This is a genomic window from Niveibacterium sp. 24ML, from assembly GCF_026586805.1.
Taxonomy (GTDB): domain Bacteria; phylum Pseudomonadota; class Gammaproteobacteria; order Burkholderiales; family Rhodocyclaceae; genus Niveibacterium.
The window spans coordinates 26,035-43,089 of sequence record NZ_JAPFHA010000027.1 but is presented as its reverse complement, the minus strand read 5'-3'; the positions used below and the strand labels follow the sequence as shown (position 1 = coordinate 43,089).

Annotated in this window: 21 protein-coding genes; 2 read left to right on the top strand and 19 right to left on the bottom strand. The window is 61.7% G+C overall.

The window, feature by feature from the left end; genetic code table 11:
• Positions 1–17 precede the first annotated feature (17 nt).
• The 14 genes from OPU71_RS18615 to OPU71_RS18550 form a co-directional block, all read right to left on the bottom strand.
• Positions 18–2,390 carry a DEAD/DEAH box helicase family protein gene (locus OPU71_RS18615; protein WP_267729568.1) on the bottom strand — a complete coding sequence of 791 codons (2,373 nt, stop codon included), beginning with the start codon at positions 2,388–2,390 and terminating at the stop codon, positions 18–20.
• A 2-nt stretch (positions 2,391–2,392) separates the two neighbouring features.
• Complete coding sequence (locus tag OPU71_RS18610) at positions 2,393–4,333, bottom strand: site-specific DNA-methyltransferase (RefSeq protein WP_267729567.1); 1,941 nt, start codon at positions 4,331–4,333, stop codon at positions 2,393–2,395.
• A 67-nt stretch (positions 4,334–4,400) separates the two neighbouring features.
• Entirely contained in the window at positions 4,401–4,709 is a 309-nt protein-coding gene (locus tag OPU71_RS18605; protein ID WP_267729566.1) for a type II toxin-antitoxin system RelE/ParE family toxin, read from the bottom strand.
• Complete coding sequence (locus OPU71_RS18600) at positions 4,696–4,983, bottom strand: type II toxin-antitoxin system ParD family antitoxin (protein ID WP_267729565.1); 288 nt, start codon at positions 4,981–4,983, stop codon at positions 4,696–4,698. Before OPU71_RS18600 ends, OPU71_RS18605 begins: the two co-directional genes overlap by 14 nt.
• Positions 4,984–5,199: 216 nt before the next feature.
• Complete coding sequence (locus tag OPU71_RS18595; protein ID WP_267729564.1) at positions 5,200–5,337, bottom strand: hypothetical protein; 138 nt, start codon at positions 5,335–5,337, stop codon at positions 5,200–5,202.
• 76 nt (positions 5,338–5,413) lie between these two features.
• The gene (locus OPU71_RS18590; RefSeq protein WP_267729563.1) at positions 5,414–5,911 is read right to left on the bottom strand and encodes a hypothetical protein; all 498 of its coding nucleotides are present in this window, start codon (positions 5,909–5,911) and stop codon (positions 5,414–5,416) included.
• 132 nt (positions 5,912–6,043) lie between these two features.
• Positions 6,044–8,341, bottom strand: coding sequence for an SNF2-related protein (locus OPU71_RS18585; protein ID WP_420712402.1), 2,298 nt, complete (start codon positions 8,339–8,341; stop codon positions 6,044–6,046).
• Positions 8,342–8,427: 86 nt separating this feature from the next.
• Entirely contained in the window at positions 8,428–9,447 is a 1,020-nt protein-coding gene (locus tag OPU71_RS18580) for a hypothetical protein (RefSeq protein WP_267729561.1), read from the bottom strand.
• Positions 9,448–9,558: 111 nt separating this feature from the next.
• On the bottom strand, positions 9,559–10,011 hold the full coding sequence (locus OPU71_RS18575) for a hypothetical protein (RefSeq protein WP_267729560.1): 453 nt from the start codon (positions 10,009–10,011) through the stop codon (positions 9,559–9,561).
• An 81-nt stretch (positions 10,012–10,092) separates the two neighbouring features.
• Positions 10,093–10,470 (bottom strand): hypothetical protein, encoded by a 378-nt coding sequence (locus OPU71_RS18570; protein WP_267729559.1) that lies wholly within the window; start codon positions 10,468–10,470, stop codon positions 10,093–10,095.
• Positions 10,471–10,828: 358 nt separating this feature from the next.
• Positions 10,829–11,416, bottom strand: coding sequence for a hypothetical protein (locus OPU71_RS18565; protein WP_267729558.1), 588 nt, complete (start codon positions 11,414–11,416; stop codon positions 10,829–10,831).
• Between the two features lie 107 nt (positions 11,417–11,523).
• Entirely contained in the window at positions 11,524–11,715 is a 192-nt protein-coding gene (locus tag OPU71_RS18560) for a hypothetical protein (protein ID WP_267729557.1), read from the bottom strand.
• 14 nt (positions 11,716–11,729) lie between these two features.
• Positions 11,730–12,833 (bottom strand): DUF6094 domain-containing protein, encoded by a 1,104-nt coding sequence (locus OPU71_RS18555; protein ID WP_267729556.1) that lies wholly within the window; start codon positions 12,831–12,833, stop codon positions 11,730–11,732.
• Between the two features lie 529 nt (positions 12,834–13,362).
• Positions 13,363–14,058, bottom strand: a complete 696-nt coding sequence (locus OPU71_RS18550) for a DUF3275 family protein (RefSeq protein WP_267729555.1) — start codon at positions 14,056–14,058, stop codon at positions 13,363–13,365.
• 101 nt (positions 14,059–14,159) lie between these two features.
• Here OPU71_RS18550 and OPU71_RS18545 point away from each other — a divergent pair, with 101 nt between their 5' ends.
• Positions 14,160–14,477 carry a hypothetical protein gene (locus OPU71_RS18545; protein WP_267729554.1) on the top strand — a complete coding sequence of 106 codons (318 nt, stop codon included), beginning with the start codon at positions 14,160–14,162 and terminating at the stop codon, positions 14,475–14,477.
• Between the two features lie 58 nt (positions 14,478–14,535).
• On the opposite strand, the gene OPU71_RS18540 is transcribed toward OPU71_RS18545, so the two are convergent.
• From OPU71_RS18540 to OPU71_RS18525, 4 genes are all read right to left on the bottom strand, one after another.
• Positions 14,536–15,042, bottom strand: a complete 507-nt coding sequence (locus OPU71_RS18540) for a DUF3577 domain-containing protein (RefSeq protein ID WP_267729553.1) — start codon at positions 15,040–15,042, stop codon at positions 14,536–14,538.
• 241 nt (positions 15,043–15,283) lie between these two features.
• Positions 15,284–15,406 carry a hypothetical protein gene (locus tag OPU71_RS18535; RefSeq protein WP_267729552.1) on the bottom strand — a complete coding sequence of 41 codons (123 nt, stop codon included), beginning with the start codon at positions 15,404–15,406 and terminating at the stop codon, positions 15,284–15,286.
• Positions 15,407–15,463: 57 nt separating this feature from the next.
• Positions 15,464–15,598, bottom strand: coding sequence for a hypothetical protein (locus OPU71_RS18530; RefSeq protein WP_267729551.1), 135 nt, complete (start codon positions 15,596–15,598; stop codon positions 15,464–15,466).
• 57 nt (positions 15,599–15,655) lie between these two features.
• The gene (locus tag OPU71_RS18525; protein ID WP_267729550.1) at positions 15,656–15,997 is read right to left on the bottom strand and encodes a hypothetical protein; all 342 of its coding nucleotides are present in this window, start codon (positions 15,995–15,997) and stop codon (positions 15,656–15,658) included.
• Between the two features lie 384 nt (positions 15,998–16,381).
• Between OPU71_RS18525 and OPU71_RS18520 the strand changes: the two genes are divergently transcribed.
• Positions 16,382–16,726 (top strand): hypothetical protein, encoded by a 345-nt coding sequence (locus OPU71_RS18520; protein ID WP_267729549.1) that lies wholly within the window; start codon positions 16,382–16,384, stop codon positions 16,724–16,726.
• Between the two features lie 75 nt (positions 16,727–16,801).
• Here OPU71_RS18520 and OPU71_RS18515 read toward each other — a convergent pair whose 3' ends face one another.
• Entirely contained in the window at positions 16,802–17,044 is a 243-nt protein-coding gene (locus OPU71_RS18515) for a hypothetical protein (RefSeq protein ID WP_267729548.1), read from the bottom strand.
• Positions 17,045–17,055 lie beyond the last annotated feature (11 nt).

Below are 17,055 nucleotides of genomic sequence, written 5' to 3'. Positions count from 1 at the left end.
TTGGGCGCCCAACACAGTTACCTCAAACATTCCTTGACGGCTTTTGCCAAGCTATCCACGTGAACCGGGGTCGGGTTGCCGACCTTCATTTTCCACACAGTGTATCCGCCCTTGATCGCCTTGCCCCGAAGCTCGGACTGCTTGCCTTCGCTGATGAACCGAACCAGCACTTTGGTCTTGCCGTCGTCCTGGATGTCGAAGAGCTTGCGGGCCACCGCGTCGGTCAAAAGATGTGACCCCTTAGTGTCTAGGCAATAGACCAGGTTGCCCTTCCAGACGATGAAGTCCGGATAGAAGGCACTGGTGTCACCTTCGCTCAGCAGTGGGATATGAAATCCCCCGCTGCTCGGGTTGCGATGCCATGTGAACCCCGCCGCGTCCAGCTCATCCGCAAAGGGCTTTTCCAGCTTGTTGAGCCCGGCGTATCGGGAGTACAGCGAATTCTTGAACGATGGCGCGCCGACTGGCACGCGGATGGTCCCGAACCTGAAGGGCTTCAGGGTTTCATAGACGAGCTCAGCATGCTGGAAGTAGCAAGCCACGATCTCGCGGGACAGCTTCTCGGCCTGCTTGTCGGCGTTGCTCTGAATCTGGACCAGGACATCAAACTTGCTGTCCTTGAGGTCCGTTACGGCGAGTGCCCGTGTTGATCGGGCGCGAAGGGCTGTTGACACCAGCCACCGCAGGCGAACCGGGTTGGTGTGGCCTGAAGCCGTCCACGACGGTTGCCCTCCTTGCTGGTCGAGCGCCGTCAGGTCGATCGTCTGTGTCGCGCTGTGCGCCTGGCCGATGGTGTCGGGGCTGCCCGTCACGTAGGTTGGGAAGGCGCTGATGATCTCTGCCACGTGCTCGCACGCAGCTTCGGCGTCCACGTTGATGCAGTGGAGCTCGACATCCACGTCATCCTTGGGCTTGAGGTCTTCCGACCCCGAGCCGCTGCCGCCGAAGTTGCCGACGATCTCGATGGGGGTACCGTCGGCCTGCAGCTTGTTCTTGACCGCGTTGATGGCGTCCGAGAAGACGTTCTCGCTATCGACCCGCAGGAAGAAGTGGGCCGAGTTCAGAAGCGGTGTGTCGTAGTGCTTGGCCCCGTGCTGACGCAAGACGCGCCCGATGACCTGCTCCACCTGGATCGAAGAGCCCATGCTCTTGTCCACATAGGCCAGGTAGCAGGCGGGATCGTCCCACCCCTCTTGCAGAGCCAGGTTGAAGATGATGTGTTGGAAACTGCCCGCCGTGAACTCGTCAAAGTCGTTCTCGCCCTTCGAGAACAGGTTGACCTCTTCGGGCTTGTTGCCCTCGACGAAAGTCAGGTTCGCATAAATCGCGATGTCCTTCGGGTCCACGCCCTTCTGTTCAACCAGGTAGCGCCAAATCCTGATGGGCGGCGCCTTGCGCTGGTTGAAGGGCTTCGAGGCATCGTCCTTCTCGCCGTCGTCGGCGATGTTGGTCTTACAGACGTAGATCGCCTTGGGCGTGAACCCTAGGCCCCGCGCGTCGATCTCTTCTTGCAAGAGGGCTAGGCGCGCATGCAGATCATCGAGGCAACGCTCCATCGGTGCCGTCGTGCCGTCGAATTGGACGGCACGCTTCACCAGCTCGGCATCTACCACCTTGTCGCTTGGCACCGACGTGGTGGTGAACCGCTGCACATCCGGCTTGCCCGTATTCGGGTCCACCGCGCCGAGGGCTGCAAAGCTGGCCTTGTCGCTGGCTGCGTCTTGCACCCACAGGCGGATGTGCTGGATGACGGTCTGGTTGAAGCTGTCCGGCAGCTTCAGGGTGGCCGATGCCAGAAGGTAGGCGTCAGGCTCCAGCTCCGACAGGATTTCGACCTGTTGCTCAGAAAGGTTGTGGCCTTCGTCGTAAACGATGATGAGCGGTCGGCGCTTCCCGTCTTTCGTGCGGACAATGAGCCTTTCCCAGGGGGATTCCTTGCCGAAGAGGTCTTCGTCCCGCTTGTAGATGTTGAGGGCGCCCGCGGCCTGGTCCTTGTTGTTGAACAGTCCCGTCGTGGCCAGCACGAGGAGGGGCGTGCTGGCATCTTCGATCAGCACGGGATTCAGTTGCGCCGCGTTGATGACCCGGAAGCCGTCAACGATCCCGCTGTACTTGCCGCCCGCCGAAAAGTTGGTGTAGGTCTGGCCAACCACCGACTTGGCTTTGGACATCCAGAAGATGATGGGATCGCCGCTGAAGTGCACCCGCATCCGTGCGACTGCCTCGGCGAGGATCGGGGTCTTGCCCGCACCCGTGAGCGCCGAGAGGGCCTGGAAGAACGGCCGCGGCTTGATGCCCTTGCGTGGCCTATCGGGGTGGTTCGCGAAGAAGGCGTAGCGGTCCGAGATGGACTTGGCCGCCTCGGATTGGAAAGACTTCAGATCAAGCATGCTCAGTCCTCGGCGCCTTCGTTGTTGTAGGCATCAGCGCGCGGGTTGAAGCCGATGTGTTCGAGAACCGAGTCGGGGATCTTGTAGAACTCGATGCCGGAGCCCGTGTAGGGGGCAAGCGACGCATAGACGTGATAACGCGGGGCCAGGCCGGCCGCTGCCGCCTCTTCCACCACCCGGCGGAAGGCATCCCGTGTCAGTGATGAAGGTTGGTCGGGTGCATCCCAGATCAAGAAGAAACCTTCGTTCTTCGTGTTGACGCCGAACAGGTGTCGGTGCGTACCGGCCGGCAAGCGGCGAAGGTAGCTCTTCGCCCGTTCCGACTTGTCCCAATAGCTGGTCAGCAGCAGGTCGATCATCTCCTCACGAGCGAGTGTGTTCACCGCGTCCGCGTCGATCTTCTCGCGACGCAGCTCCACGAAGCGGAAGCCTCCCGGCAGACCCTCCCGTTCACCTTCTGCCCATTGGCCGGTGATGACGCGCTTCACGCGCTCAGCGGTCAAGGTCTTGGCGTAGTGGTCGCCCTTGTCGGTGTTGCCTTGCTCGATGAGGATGAAGCGCCGTGTCGCCTCGGTCTCCTCGTTCAGTTCAAGCACGGCGTGCCCTGTGGTCCCCGATCCGGCGAAGGGGTCCAGCACGATGCCATCCGGCTTGCACCAAATCTGGATGATCTTCTTGATGAGCTTCAGGGGCTTCACGGTCTCGAAGCCGTGCCCCTTGCCGACGATGGCGTCGAGTTCCTCGATGCCATCGCGTGACCGGCCGCTCATGTTGCGCAGCCACGAGACCGCTTCAAGATCGGCGGGCCCATCTTCATCCGCGACCCAGAAAGATTGCGGGACAGCGCCCTGCCTGACCAAGGTCTTGTAGACCTTCTTGACGGGCTTTTGCTGCCCGTCGTTGCCCCAGTACAGAACTGGCCAGGCGCCTTGCTTCAGTCGGGCCTCGGCCTTCTTGCGGGATGCGTTGAGCAGTGTTCGCATCTGGGCTTCGGTCTTGGCCTTGCCCCAGCCCTTGAGGGCCAGCGCCTTGCCGCGACCATCGCCGATATCGCGGTCTTCATACTCGACACCCCACTCTTCCGCCCAGGCTTTGATCTGGGCTCGCTTGTTCGCCCAATGGCGCTCGCCCGGATCATGGAAGGTGCCGGTGAACGGTGACTGGATGGCGTAGTTGGCACCCGGACTTGGACCCTTGCCGGTCAAGTCGCCCTGCTTCCAGTCGCTCAGTGTGTCCTGATCGATGTTGCCGAACCTGGCATCGGCGAGCGCCGAGCGTTCGACCGTTCCTGTCTTTGCCCGTTCTAATGACTTCGCGTAGACGAGCACGTATTCGGTCGTGATCGTGATGTGCTGCGCTTGGTTCTTCGGGGTGGTCTTCTGCCAGTTGATGATGGCCAGGCGGTTGTCTTCGCCGAATATCTCGTCCATCAGCATGCCGAGCCGGTAGAGCTCCCGGTGATCGATGCAGATCGCCATCACCCCGCCGGCCTTCAGCATCTCCCGCATCATCCACAGGCGCGGCGTCATGAACTTGAGCCACTTGCTGTGTCGTGACCCATCCTCCTTCGGCACGAGCTCGCCGAGGTCGGGGTCGTTGGGGTCCTTGTCCCACTTGTCGTTGTAGCGGAAGTCCGTGCCGGTGTTGTAGGGCGGATCCGCGACGATCAGGTCAATCTGGCCGCGGTACTTGTACAACGTGACCATGGCCGAGAGGTTCTCGCCGTCCCAGATCTCGTTGAGCGACTGATCCGCCTCATCACCGACCGAGAGCTTCTTGACGATCTTGTTCAGCTTCGGCTTGACCTGACGAATGATCTGCCAGGGCGCGGTGCGCCCGGTGTACGACATGACGATGCCGTTCTTGCCGGCTTCGCTCAGCGAGGTATCGTGTTCTTGCAGGAGCCGGATCAGCGCTGCCCTTGGTAGTTGTTCGTAGTCCATGTGCCCTGATGACAACAGCGGGGATGGCCCCCGCTGTTGTCGCTCCTCATGTCGTGTTTTTGGATGGTTAGACGTGCCTGGCCAAGCTCATGCGCTGGTGAAGTATCCGCACCACTGCGACGGAGGTCTCTTGGTCACGGTAAACGATGACGTGCGAGCCCACCAGGTAGAGGCGATGCGTGTCGGGAAGCTCTGGCGAACGATGTCCCATGGTTGGATTGCGTCCGATGAGCTGCAAGGCGTCATTGATCTTGTCCCGGTAGGTGTGAAGCTGGCCTTGGCCCCACGTCTCGCCCGTGTAGCGCAGGATGTCGATGAAGTCCTGCCGCGCCCGTGGCGAGAGGACCAGCTTCCGGCTACGTTCAGGGGAGGACATCAGGGTCCATCGGCTTCCCGCTGTGCATGTCGCCTAACGCAGCTTCGGTGATGTCGTTCAGGGCCTTGGACGTGTACGCGATGCCCTCCCCACGGTCGAGCTCGTCGTCGCCCTTCTTGATGGCCGCACGCCAAGCCTGCACGCGGACTTCTTCGGCCTGCATGCGGCGCAGCGCGTCGCGGATCACTTCGGTCGCGTTGCCATAGAAGCCGCCCGCGACCTTGCCCTTGATGAAGGTCTCCATCTCGGGCGAGAGATTGATGTGCATGGTCATAGCTGCACCTCCTTGGGATTCATGTACACAGAATATCCACGTAATGTTCATTGAGCAATAAAGCGGCGATCTGCAGAGTTAGCCATCGTCGCGAACGTGCCGTTCGCATCCAGGCTCTTCGCACCGCGGAACTGTCCACGCTGCGTAAGCGACTCACAAAAGAAGACCCCCCGCTCGTTCAACCGGGGGCCACCTTTCTCTGCGTGCAGCAAGCGCTTACGCGCTGACCTTCGGTGGTGAGATCCACGGCGTGATCGCCGCATCGTCAGCTAGTCCTTCCAGCTTCTGGCGCCAGCGAACAAGTGCATCGGTCACGCCGGTGGCGCTGGCGATCAGCTGGGTGTAGTAGCGCATTGCGCCTCCTTGCTCGGATGCGCCCGCGAAGTCCGCCCCAGGGGGCGAACCCCTTGGGCCTTGGTTGAAAAGCAGATCAGTCCAGATCCGCGTCTTTGAGCGCGTCTAACCACTCCGGTCCGAGCTCGTTGCGCACCTGTTGCAGCAGGGCTGCCTGTCCTGTGCTGATGGCCCGATAGTTCCCGGCCGTCCAGCACAGATTCAGCTTGTACTTCCAGTCACGGCCGTAGGCATCACGAAACCGCGTGAGCGCTTCGCGCTGACGCCGCGTCGGACCGCGTTTGGCCGCAGCTTCCCTGGACAGCTCATGTGCTCGCGATACGGCCGCAAGGTACTTGCCACCATCGAGCCGCTCCCAACCGCTGGGGATGAGCTCGTGAAAGCCGCAACAATGGCCAACGACCATCACCGGCCAGGCGGCCACCAGTACGGCCACGTCGCCCTCGCCCAGATCAAGCACGTCACCGTCCTTGATGTTCGGGTTCGTTCGCGCTTCGTCGCAGGCTTCCTCGGGCTGCAGGCCGCTCAGGTCATGCACCGCAATCGCTGCGGCCGGAACGTGTTGCTCACTCATTTGAAACTCCTTGGTCAAAAAGGCCGCCGCGGAGTCCGCCCCAAGGGGCGAACCCCTTGGGCGTTGGTTTGAAAGAGCGTGACGAGCACGCGAGACACAATCACGTCGGGCGCCGACTGCGCGCCCGCGAGTTCAGGCCATCAACTGCTTGGCCAGCGCAACTTCGATGCTGTCCTCGTTCTGATTCAGGATGTCCAGGCCCGATTCGGGCATGTCCCCGGAGGTCGATTGAGAGACCGCGATCTTCTTGGCCATCAGCTCCAGGCACGCCATCTGTGCGGTGGCGCCGTAGCCAAAGAAGTACACGTCGACATCCTGCTTCTGGCCAATCCGCCACGAGCGACGGGAGGCCTGTTGCAGCGTATAAACGTTGTAGCCCGACTGCATGTAGGCGATCGTCGGGAAGTCGAGCAGGTCCAGCCCGGTCTTTACGAGCTCCGGGTTGGTGAGCAGGACATCAACGCCCCGCTCCACCTGGTCAGCGACCCAATCCTCACGCTTGACCGCTTCGACACTGGCACGCAGCACCGCTACCCGAAAGCCTTCGCTCTCAAGCAGCCGCTTCAAGCGCGCCGTGGTGTCGCGTGTCCCTGTGTAGACGGTGTAGGCGAGCACCTTGCGGTGCCGCGCCTTTTCCCGCTTGCACAGGTCCAGCAGCTCACGCTCCTTGGGCGTCCACGTTTGCTCATCGAACACCGGCGGCTGGAAGGCCAACAGTGAGCGACTGCGCGGATGAACGACACGCTCCTCGCGGAACGCACAATCTGGCCAGGCCAAGAGCACCTGCAAGACCACGCCGAGCAAGGTGGTGTCCCCCTTGGCCAGCGCTTGCCTGAGCTCGGCCCGCAGCGACCCGGAAAGACGCTCGTAAGCGCTCGCCTGATCGTCCGACATGGCCACTTCAACGAAGTGCTCTTTGTAGGCCGGCAACACGTTGCCGCCGATCTCCGCGAGCTTGAGGAACACGGTCCAGGGAAGGACATAACGCATCACCCCCTTGGGTCCGAAGCCCGCCCCCTTGCTCGTTCGATCGGATTTCGACTCCCCTTTGGAGGTCCGGTGCGACACGCTCGTGGTCTCCTTGTGGATGTCCTTGAGCACGCCGTGGTCGCGCATGAAACTTTGCGCGGCCGTACCCAGACTGCCACGGGCATTGACCCGATAGCCGTCCTGCACCATCGCCGTGGGGTTGAGCCGCCAGAGCAGGTAGAACAGATCATCGGCGTAGCCGCCCATCAAGGTGCCGGTCAGCAGCAAGGTTTTGCGGCACTTGCGTGCCAGCACACCCATCGCCTGCCCTTGCGCACTCCCCTCGTTCTTGTACTCGTGGCCCTCATCGACCACGAGCAGACCGAAGTAACCCTGAGGCAGATACCGCTTGATGAATTCGGTGGCCTGATAGTCACCCTGTCCGAACGAGAACTCCGTCGCTGAGAGCGCCCGCTCCATCCGCACTGCTTGCCGGTCGGAGAACACCAGGTCGCCGTTCTCGTCCATCAGATTGATGAACTCGAACACGTTGTCTTCGAGCATGGAGCCCAGCAGATCCTCACCGAAACCGGAAAGGAGCCGCTGCGCCGTCTTCTCGCCGATCGTCGGCAACTTCTGCAGCGCATCGAGCACGATCTCCCGTTTGGGCCGCACCGCGCCACGTTTGCGCACCAGGGTCCACAAGCGCGAACCGCAGTGCGTGCACGAGAGGCGCCGCTCTTCGAGCGCGACCCGAGCGAGCTCGGGCGACAAGGGCTGACCCTCGCCATCCGGGTCGATCAGGTACTCACCGCAGTCCGGGCACGCGGCGTAGCGGGCATGGTGCAGCGCGCCCAGCTCGTCGCGATAGACCGTGCGCCGTGCGCTGAAGGCAGCACGCCAGTGATAGCCCATCCGCATCCGCACGCGCCCGAGCACAAAGAACTCGGGCACCTCAGCAGGACGCATCGTGGCGCGAATGGCGAGCAGTTTGCGCAGGGTATCGGGGCCGTTGAGCACCCACACCCGAGCGCCCGGCACAGTACTGAGGATCTCGCGCCGCCACTTGTAGACCAGGTGCGGTGGCGAGATGATCAGCGTGCGCCGGTAGCCCTCCTCGTGCATCACTGCAGCGGTCGCAATCGCCATCATGGTCTTGCCCGTGCCCATCTCCGCGTTGATGATCGCGGCCGGTTCATTGGCATCGACCAGCAAGGCGCTGACCGCCTGCACCGTGTTGCGCTGCGCGTCGAACGGTTTGCGTTTTAGGCCGTCCAGCACGCGATCGCGGGCCGGGTGGCACTGCCCCTCATAGACGGGCGGGTTTTGCTCTCTGACGGCCGCAATGAGGCTGTCGCTGAAGGTTGAAACGAACTGCGGCAGCGCAAACGTCGCGGGTGCCGGCAGCGCCAGTCGAACGGGGGTGGCCGGGGCCAGATTGGTCTGCATGCGGATCTCCAGGGTTCAGAATGACGAACACGGAGACCCGAGCCCGTGAGGGGATCAGATCCCCGTGCGGGTGGGTGCTGCGAACTTGGATGCTGTGCTCAGTATTCGCTGGGCAACAGCACGGTGGTGGAACTGCGATCGGCCTCGGTAATCACCCAGACCTTCTCGCCCTCATCACTCCCCTCTGCGTCCTCCGAGAGTGATTCATCGATCAGATAGACCGACATCAAACGAAAGCCCTGCACGAGCGCAGCGCGGTTCTCCCTCGCATCAGCGGCCGACACGATGCCCCAGTCGCCGGCAAGGTGCCGCCGAAGCAGCTTGATGATCAGCGCCTGCACATTCACACCTCGCTCAGCGAGCGCTTGGATGCCTGGCGTGCAGCCCACAAGACCTGGGGAAAACAGACCCTGGCCGGCGGGCAGGACGATCACACTCTGCGCATCGGGTTCCGCCTCCAGTTCCGGGGTGGCACTGAGGGCAAACTCGAAGGCCTGTGCGATACGCGCGGCCGCATCACTTGGCATGTCGGCCGGTTCGAGCGTGAGTGTCGAACTGGCCACTGCGATCGAGACCATCCGCTCAAAACGCTCATCGAGCTCGACACGACACCCCCCGACACATCCGATCGGCGGTGCAGCACTCTGGTCGAGCCAGCGGACAAGTTCGTCCCCCAAGCCGTCCATGAGCGCGGTGCGCCAGTGATCCATCAGTGGTACAGGGCTGAGCTGTTTGACGTTGGACCAGATCCGCGCAGCGAACTGCTCGTCCGATTCGTTGTATTGCAGCAGCAGCGAGCGCCGATTGACCCGATCGGGTCTGACTGCATCCGGGTCATACAACCAAGAGTGGGTCAGGTTTCCGAACAGATTGTCCTTGGGCAGCCGCGCTGTCATCTTCTCCAGGCGATCCGGTTGCGAGACCAGTACCTCCACTTCGCCCTCGTCGGTTTTCACGTGCAAGGACCGATAGCCGCCACCGCTTTGCGGCAATGAGAACGCCGCAAAGAGTGAGAGCACAGCGGTATCGCGCCCATAGACCGACAAGAACAACAGCTCGCCCGCGTCGTTGCGCAGGCACGCGTCGACAAACACATCGGCGCTCTCCCGAACGCTCATCAGGTTTCCCATAGTGGGCTCCAAAGAAAAACCCGATGCGCGCCTGGTCGGGCAACGGATCGGGTCGGGTCGAGAATCGACCCCGGATGACGCGCATCCGGGGCAAGGGGCTTACTTTTGCAGATAGGGTCGCGTTGTCACGCAAACCACTGCATCGTCGCGGCGGTTGAGGGCCAGATAGCCGGCCGCCTCCGCTGCGAACATGGTCGGAAAGCGCGCCACCACCACACCGCTATCGGCGATGTCGTGAAAGCAGCCATCCGAGCACAGGACGCGTTCTGCAGCATGGTGAGTGCCGAAGAAGTTGCGCCGGGTGACCCACTCAGAGGCCACGAATGGACGTGCCACGCGACCGATCACAACCTGGTGCGCTTGCACTGCGAGCAACTCCAGGAGCCAAGGATCGGCGCCTTCGAGTGGCGCGCAAAGCAGCTCCGCGTGCATCACACGTTTGATCTCATCGATCATGTGCAATTGCGCGGGGGGCAGTGCGACGGCTTTGACGATCAGTGCATCGAGCGATGCGACAGGTTGCTTGAAGAGGACTACGTTGGCTTGGGACATGGCGTGCTCCACGAGAGATAAACGGGGGAGACACGCCCCATGGGGTGCGTGTCCCCATGGGTGGTTTGATGCGGTGGTCAGTTACGCCTGGTTAAGCGTGGGCCAGACCAAGGTTTCTTCATTGCGCTGCGCAGGAGTGCTGATGCTGACCTTTTGAGGGGTCGGCGTCATCAAGCCCGCTTTGACCGCAAAGGCGCGCAGGGCGCTTGCGAGCACAGCACGTTGCTGACGGCTACGGTCGGCGCGAGCGCGACGAGCCGCGTCTCGTGCCAGGGTTTCACGCGCGAGCGTGTAAGCGGCGGCGAACTGCTTTTTGAGCGATGCATCGCTCTCAAGCGTCTCGACCAACACAGCCGCAACCAACGGGTCACGGATGCGCTCGAAGAGGTGTTGCCACTGCTCGACGGCAGTTGCGTGAAGGACATCGACGGGATTGAGGGCTTCAACGGGCTTGGACATGACGTTCTCCAGAAACGAAAAAACGGGAGAGCGCACGTCCCCAGAAGCGGGAAGTGAGTTCTTCCCGTTCGGGTGGATGATGCAAGGATGACCCCGGACCTTTCGGTCGTATCCGTGACAGGGGCTGACGGATCACAAAACGCCGACTCGGGAGAGTCTGCGGTACTACAGAAGCGATTCCATTGTACTCAACGCGCATGGGGGCGCAAGCCGGTTTTGCCCTGCGCCACAAGGCGCTTGGGCCTCTTGCGAGTGCCCTTGGTCTGATTCCAACGCACCGTCGATGCGCTCGAATCAGACCCCTCTCATCGAGGGGGGTCTGCTGGGTTAAGAGAGCCGCCGCTGCCAGATCGCCCCCTCACTCAATGAGCAAGGACACGAGCCAGAAGTCATGCGGTGCATTGACCAGGTGAATCTCCAGATCGGCGCGATCGGGGATCCGGGTGCTGGCCGTTTGCACATCAAAGAACAGGGCATCGCGCGTCAGACGACTTGAGAGCACGCGCGCCAGTGTGCTCAGCTCAAGACGCACCGTGGCCTGAATGTCTGCCTCGCGCGCATCGCCCAGTCGGCGCTCGAGCTCGGCAAGCAAACTGCCCGCGTAGTGCAGCACGGCCATCGGCGAGGCCTCGACTTCCGGGGCCATCCGCCGACGATCGAGCCGCGCGAGCGTGTCCACCAGGCGCTTGTAGAAGCACGTGCGGATCCGCTCGACCGTGCTGAGCACCTGCGCGTGGTCGCCATGTTTGACGCTGAGCGGCACGCCCACCGAGCGCACCACCAGTTCGGACGCGGCAAAGACCTGGACGGTCTTGCGCACGTACCGCTCGACCACCGCGCGCTCGGAGCGATCGACGCGCCGGCCGCTGATGGTATTGACTTCGCGCTGATCGATGAGCATCCACAGCTCACGTGCGCAACTCTCCGGGGTAACTGCTTGCTGCATGGTAGATCTCCTTCTCAGATGAAGATGTGCGATGCAGGGCAGCGCCCCGTAGGGGAACGGTTCCCCACGGGTCGCACGGATTGACACGGCTTGAATGAGTCGGGCGATCAGCCCGATTCGGTGACGCGGAACTTGTCCGCGCGGCGGTAACGCGCTTTGGCCAGACGCAAGGCCTCACGCGGTGATACGGCTTGTACTTTCCACGTCATCCGACACGCTGGATGCCAGCGGCCGGCGTAGTGGTAGGCAAAGCGGGTGAACTCGACGCTGTAGCTGCGCTTCTCGGTGAGCTCTTCCATGACGCCCTCCCCGCTTAGCTGACCGTCACAATCGAGCCCAGAGAGGCGCCCGGCGTGAAGTCAATGCCACGGATCAACGGCACGAACACATCGGTCGACACGCGCGTTTCGGTGATCGACCCGTCCTCGTTGGTTTGCACATCCACGTGATCGCGCTTGGCCTTGAAGGTGTCACCCTTCACGAACAAGACGCGGCCATCGGGCGAGCGCACCACACCGCCCACCTGCCCTGCCGCAAGCGCCAGGGCCAAGTGCCAGGGGCGCATCGGACAGAGCGGCGCACGCGGCGCGAGATAGCCCTGAGCGAAGAAGGTGGCGAACGAGGGCCACAAGGTCGAGGCGTTCAAACGATCCACTTCCGCTTCCAACTGGGGGGCGTCAAGACGCACCGCGTTGAGGCGAAAGGCCGGATCGTCCAGGTCACAGTCGGGCACGGCGTAAGGTTCATCCGGCCAGGCCTGCGGCAACACGTCCGCGATCTCGCCCCGACCACCGCGCTCCAGGAGCTCGGCAATGGCAGGGTTGGGTCGATCGCTCCGACGACGCACGCCAAACACGACGCACTGCTTGAACTGGCGCTCCGGTGCCATGAAGAAGCGCACCTGCTCGAAGTTGCGCGCGATCATCTGCGCGAACTCGGCATCGAGCACGTAGAAGGGCACGATCAGCACCAGCAACCCGCCGATCTTGAGCGAGGACCAGGTGCGCCGGAAGAAGAGCTTCTCCAGTCTCGCGCGGCCGCCACTCTCGCCACTCGTTTGCGCCTTGTCGGCCACCACATCGCCGTAAGGCGGGTTGAGGAACAAGAGCCCCATCGAGCGGGCCGTGAACGTGACGTCATGGATGTCACTGTGCAGCGCCGTATCGAGCAGCCGCTTGGCGTGCCAAGCGCGCTCGGCGTCGTATTCCACGCCCAAGGCCTGCACCGCTGCCAATTGCACCAGGTGCTGCTTGAGCGTGGCCAGCGCCGTGCCTTCACCACAGCACGGATCAAAGATGCGGATCCGCGTGCCAGAAGGTTCGATGGCGCTCACGATGCCGGCGAGCGTTGCCTCGTCGGTGGGGTAGTAGCCGTTCTTGATGAAGTTGTGAGCGAGCCGGTTGAACATCAAAGCCATGACAAAGACCTCCATTGCAATGGCCGCACGGATGCCCAACGGGGCAAGCCCGTGGGCGGGTGGGTTGAGAGCTCGGTGTGCCGCAGCAGCGGCGTGTGAAAGGGGTGTTGCGGGAAGGTGCTTACGGTGTCCCAGGGCGTAATGCCCGTGCCTGTATCCAGGGACTGACAGGCCTCAAACCACGCCGCTGATTGCGCGTGGGTGCAGCAAGTTCTCGCGGCACGCTCGATCGAACGTGCCCTGAGAACCTGACGCGAGGTTCAGCTTGAAAGAGGTCTTCGACGTTGCTCTCTGACGCCGGCGCCGAACGCGATGCGTGTCGGTGATTCGCCGGCGAGACACCCCGAATTTGAGAGCCTGGGATGCCGATTGGGTCTGCGCACGCGGCGCAAATGCCACAGCCTGTCGGACGGCTGCTGCCCTGCTTGGAAGGCCTGCCAGCGTGGCGGGCTTTTCACTGCGCATGTGCGATGTGCAGTGAAAAACCCGCTGCGGACAGCGGGGTAAGGAAGGCACGGTCAGGTGCGCTTTAGGTCGCTTGACGCTCCCAGGTTTGTGTCTTGGCGTTCGGGGCGTACCCCAGTGCCCGCAGACGCATGATCTGCTCGCGGAACTTCAAGCGATCGATCGTGGGATCGAGCTTGATCGGCAAGCCCGCGTTCAGCTCGGCAAAGAGTGATTCGCCGAACAGGGCCAGATCACGCGCCTGCTCGATCACCGGTGCTTCAGTGCTGGCAGGTGCGTTCGCAGTCGCCGCGCTTTGCGATGCTTGGGGCGCGCGGCTATCTGCGGGGTGTGAATCCACTCGGGACTCGACGGCAGGTGTTGCAGGGTTTTGATGGGGTGCAGTGGCCGGCTTGGGTTTGCCGGGTAGAGGACGGCGGGAAGCGGCTTGGGCGCCCACGGGGGTCGCTTGGGTCGCTTCATTGACCGGATCAGGTTCTTGCTCAGGCGTTGCCTGTGCCTTGGCATCGTGCTCATCGATCTGTAGATCGGCGAGCTTGGCGCGGATTTCAACGACCATGCGGCCGTTGGTGATGTACGACGAGGGGAAGATTTGGGCAATCCAGAAGGTGCCCTGGTAGGCGCCCTCCTCGAACTGCTCAAGCACCGCATCCTTGACGCGGAACTCGCCGATCTCGCTGACGAGCGAACCTACACAGAAGGGACCGTTGGCACCGTTGATCCGTTTGACGGTCAAGGTGCCCTGAATGCGAACTGGCATGAGGGCGTCTCCAGAAGGGAAGGTATCGGAGAACGCCACCCGTGGCGGGGATCGGTCCCCGACGGGTTGAGAATTGGGAAACCGCCAACGGAGTTGGCGGTTTGGGTTTGGAGATTGCAGCAGGATTTCCAGTCCTGATGCGGGCGCGGGTTGCTATGGCTTTGGTCGAATTTAGCGGAGACGAACAGCACCAGGGAGCTCCCGGCCTAGACTACGTGGCCTCAGGTCTTGCGACCGTTTCCGTTTCAGAGGCTGACGGATCTCGAAATGCCTCACAGCCGAAGCTGCGTCGTGTTTTTAACGAAACACGCAAAACGTTGGAATTCATCAAAACTGCACTGTCCGCAACAATAACACACCCAAACGGCATGATGCACTGTTCTGGACAGCGCCCTGAAGATCAGGGGCTGCGCTTGTGAGGCTTGGGACAACTTTGCACCGGCGCGCGAGGCGTCGGTGCAAAGTGCAGCTCGTCTCTCAATTGTCGGTGCCGGTACGGTACTGGGGCTCTTGACTCTCGTCTTGAGCTTCCGGTGCCGGACGTTCATACACCACTTCACCATCGACCTTGATGTGCGTGAGCTGCAGCAAACGGCCCTTGATCAAAGCAGCGGTCTCCGTGCCATTTCCCTCACGCGCTTTACGCTCGTAATGGTGGGCATAGATGTCGCCAACTTTGAAAGCCACAAAGACTTTTTTGTCTTTGTCTGCCGCAGCGCCCAGATCGAGGGACTCGATCAGGAAGGCCGCTTCTTCCCCTGAAACGCGGAGGTCGAAGTAGGTGTAGCTCGGTTCGTCGGCGTCACCGTGCATGGCGTTGATCACGCATGCGAGGAAGGGGGCTGACTTGCGGCCACCTTTCTTGGTTTCGACATACCGAACGCGAGACAAATATCCGCAACCTTTGACATGCAGATCAAAGAACTGCTTGTCGCCATTGGCGGTGTTAGACGAAGAGAAAGCGTTGGAATTGACGTTGCGCATGATGATCTCCAGAGACAAAACGGGAGAGCGCACGTCCCCTGTTGGGAAGTGAACGCTTCCCAGAGGGTGATGAAACACGAGACCCCGAGCCTTGCGGCTGTATCCGTTAAAGGGGCTGACGGATTCCAAAACGCCGGTCATGACAACCAGCGGTACAACAAAGACAGTGTCTTTTTAGACCTTCCCCCACTGCGATGTCAAGTGGGTAAAACGCCCTGTTATACAGGGGGTTATGGGGTGGTTATTGACGCTCTTCGTAATCGTCGTAGTACGGACGTGCCTTTTCGAGCTGGTATAGAGCAATGCTGCCGATCACATACAGCACGGCCCCGCAGCCCACGAGCGTCCAAAGGTAAGGTGTCATGATCGTCAAAAGGACTCGGCAAGCACGCCCCGCTTACGCAGGGCGCGCTCAATTGCCTCACTTCTGGTTGGTGTAGTCATCCCGGTAGCGGTCTGGATTGCCGTAATAGCGCAAGGCGATCAAGCCAATCACGAACAGTACAGAGATGCAGCCAAAGATAGTCCACAGATGCGGCGTCATGGTTGTGCTCACGATGAGTCTCCATTTGATGTTAGTCGATTCAGAGGGGTAACTCCACACCGACGCCCATCAAGGGGAGCCCTTGCTGCGAGCGCCACGTTCGTCATGATGAGCACCGAGCACAATGACCGGCAGCTCCTCAAGACGTCTTGCGCGCAACGTAAAGTGCAAGGCAAGCCCGTGACACATCACGTAGACCGCGCAAGTGCCGATCAAGCCCCAGTAGGACTGGAGCGACGCGATACCTGCGATGACCGAACCGTACTTGGCCACCTCTTCACTTCGCGTGGCCAGCCACCTCAGGATCATGATGCCTTCCTGACGCGAACGCGGACGACGCAATGCTCCCGGCAGGCGGAAGCGACTTTTGAAAGCACCCAGACGGGCGCGGCGAATACTGAACTTGCTCATACGTTCTCCTGGTTAAACCGGGAGAACGCACCCCTGGCGGGAAGGCGATCTTCCCGGCGGGTGATGGATACAACACGCGACCCCGAGCCTTGCGGCTGTCTCCGTTAAAGGGGCTGACGGATTCCAAAACGCCGATCGACACGTCGATCAGCGGTACTGCACACACAAAGCCCTTCTACAACTGGACACATCGCGCCGTCAAGGCGGCCCGAAGCGGAACAATCCACATTTGCTGTTCGTAAGGCTGTGGAAAAGCGCGCCCAGGGCATCTTTGCATGCCCGACGCATCAAGGGATCTGGCGAAATTTGGGTTATCTGCCTCATCTTGAGGCGCTCGCCCAAATGGCATAATGTGCCCCGCCTCCTTCTCTCGGGATCCTCGCGATGACCTCACACCTTGTTCGCATGTTGCTTGCTGCGGGTGCCTTCTACGGCGCCACCGCGCTCGCTGCTGATCAATACGTCGGCACCTGGACGAGCACCACGGACCCGAGCAACCAGATCGAAATCAAGCAGGCGGACGGCCACTACGAAGTGCTCGGCCGCGAGGCGATCATCTACGCGGACAAGCCCACGCAATACAGGCCAAAGACGTACAAGGCCACGCGCCTGGCAGATGGTTCGTTGCGCATTGCGTTTTTCGCGCCGCAGGTGTTCGCGATTGACGCGAGCTCGGGCGAGCTCAAGTCCAAGCGCAGCGCTTACCGCCGCGCCGAGCCCAAGCGCTAAGGGCCGCCTCACTCCCGCGCAATGCGCTGGCAGCGCCGGGGACGTGTCCCCGCGGCCGACAGCGCCCCAAGCCCCTTAGAGTTCAGGCGGCACGATCATCCGATCAAGCGGCATGTCTTTACGCCACTTGCTCCCCGCCCCTTCCACCCAGGCGTCCAGACTCTCAGCGGTGAGCGTGTCCCCTGACCGCAAGGCATGCGCCACCTCGGCGATTGCCTGGTGGTAGCCACGCCGATAGGCCCCTTCCACGTCGGGCTTGGCACCGCCCAGATCATCCCCTGCACCAAAGCCGCCACCGACAAGCTGATCAAGATCCATTTCAAACTTCT

Bases quoted from the DNA above. Each gene is read 5' to 3' on its own strand.
- OPU71_RS18615 (WP_267729568.1), bottom strand. From the start codon at position 2,390: ATGCTTGATCTGAAGTCTTTCCAATCCGAGGCGGCCAAGTCCATCTCG.
- OPU71_RS18610 (WP_267729567.1), bottom strand. From the start codon at position 4,333: ATGGACTACGAACAACTACCAAGGGCAGCGCTGATCCGGCTCCTGCAA.
- OPU71_RS18605 (WP_267729566.1), bottom strand. From the start codon at position 4,709: ATGTCCTCCCCTGAACGTAGCCGGAAGCTGGTCCTCTCGCCACGGGCG.
- OPU71_RS18600 (WP_267729565.1), bottom strand. From the start codon at position 4,983: ATGACCATGCACATCAATCTCTCGCCCGAGATGGAGACCTTCATCAAG.
- OPU71_RS18595 (WP_267729564.1), bottom strand. From the start codon at position 5,337: ATGCGCTACTACACCCAGCTGATCGCCAGCGCCACCGGCGTGACCGAT.
- OPU71_RS18590 (WP_267729563.1), bottom strand. From the start codon at position 5,911: ATGAGTGAGCAACACGTTCCGGCCGCAGCGATTGCGGTGCATGACCTG.
- OPU71_RS18580 (WP_267729561.1), bottom strand. From the start codon at position 9,447: ATGAGCGTTCGGGAGAGCGCCGATGTGTTTGTCGACGCGTGCCTGCGC.
- OPU71_RS18575 (WP_267729560.1), bottom strand. From the start codon at position 10,011: ATGTCCCAAGCCAACGTAGTCCTCTTCAAGCAACCTGTCGCATCGCTC.
- OPU71_RS18570 (WP_267729559.1), bottom strand. From the start codon at position 10,470: ATGTCCAAGCCCGTTGAAGCCCTCAATCCCGTCGATGTCCTTCACGCA.
- OPU71_RS18565 (WP_267729558.1), bottom strand. From the start codon at position 11,416: ATGCAGCAAGCAGTTACCCCGGAGAGTTGCGCACGTGAGCTGTGGATG.
- OPU71_RS18560 (WP_267729557.1), bottom strand. From the start codon at position 11,715: ATGGAAGAGCTCACCGAGAAGCGCAGCTACAGCGTCGAGTTCACCCGC.
- OPU71_RS18555 (WP_267729556.1), bottom strand. From the start codon at position 12,833: ATGGCTTTGATGTTCAACCGGCTCGCTCACAACTTCATCAAGAACGGC.
- OPU71_RS18550 (WP_267729555.1), bottom strand. From the start codon at position 14,058: ATGCCAGTTCGCATTCAGGGCACCTTGACCGTCAAACGGATCAACGGT.
- OPU71_RS18540 (WP_267729553.1), bottom strand. From the start codon at position 15,042: ATGCGCAACGTCAATTCCAACGCTTTCTCTTCGTCTAACACCGCCAAT.
- OPU71_RS18535 (WP_267729552.1), bottom strand. From the start codon at position 15,406: ATGACACCTTACCTTTGGACGCTCGTGGGCTGCGGGGCCGTGCTGTAT.
- OPU71_RS18525 (WP_267729550.1), bottom strand. From the start codon at position 15,997: ATGAGCAAGTTCAGTATTCGCCGCGCCCGTCTGGGTGCTTTCAAAAGT.
- OPU71_RS18520 (WP_267729549.1), top strand. From the start codon at position 16,382: ATGACCTCACACCTTGTTCGCATGTTGCTTGCTGCGGGTGCCTTCTAC.
- OPU71_RS18515 (WP_267729548.1), bottom strand. From the start codon at position 17,044: ATGGATCTTGATCAGCTTGTCGGTGGCGGCTTTGGTGCAGGGGATGAT.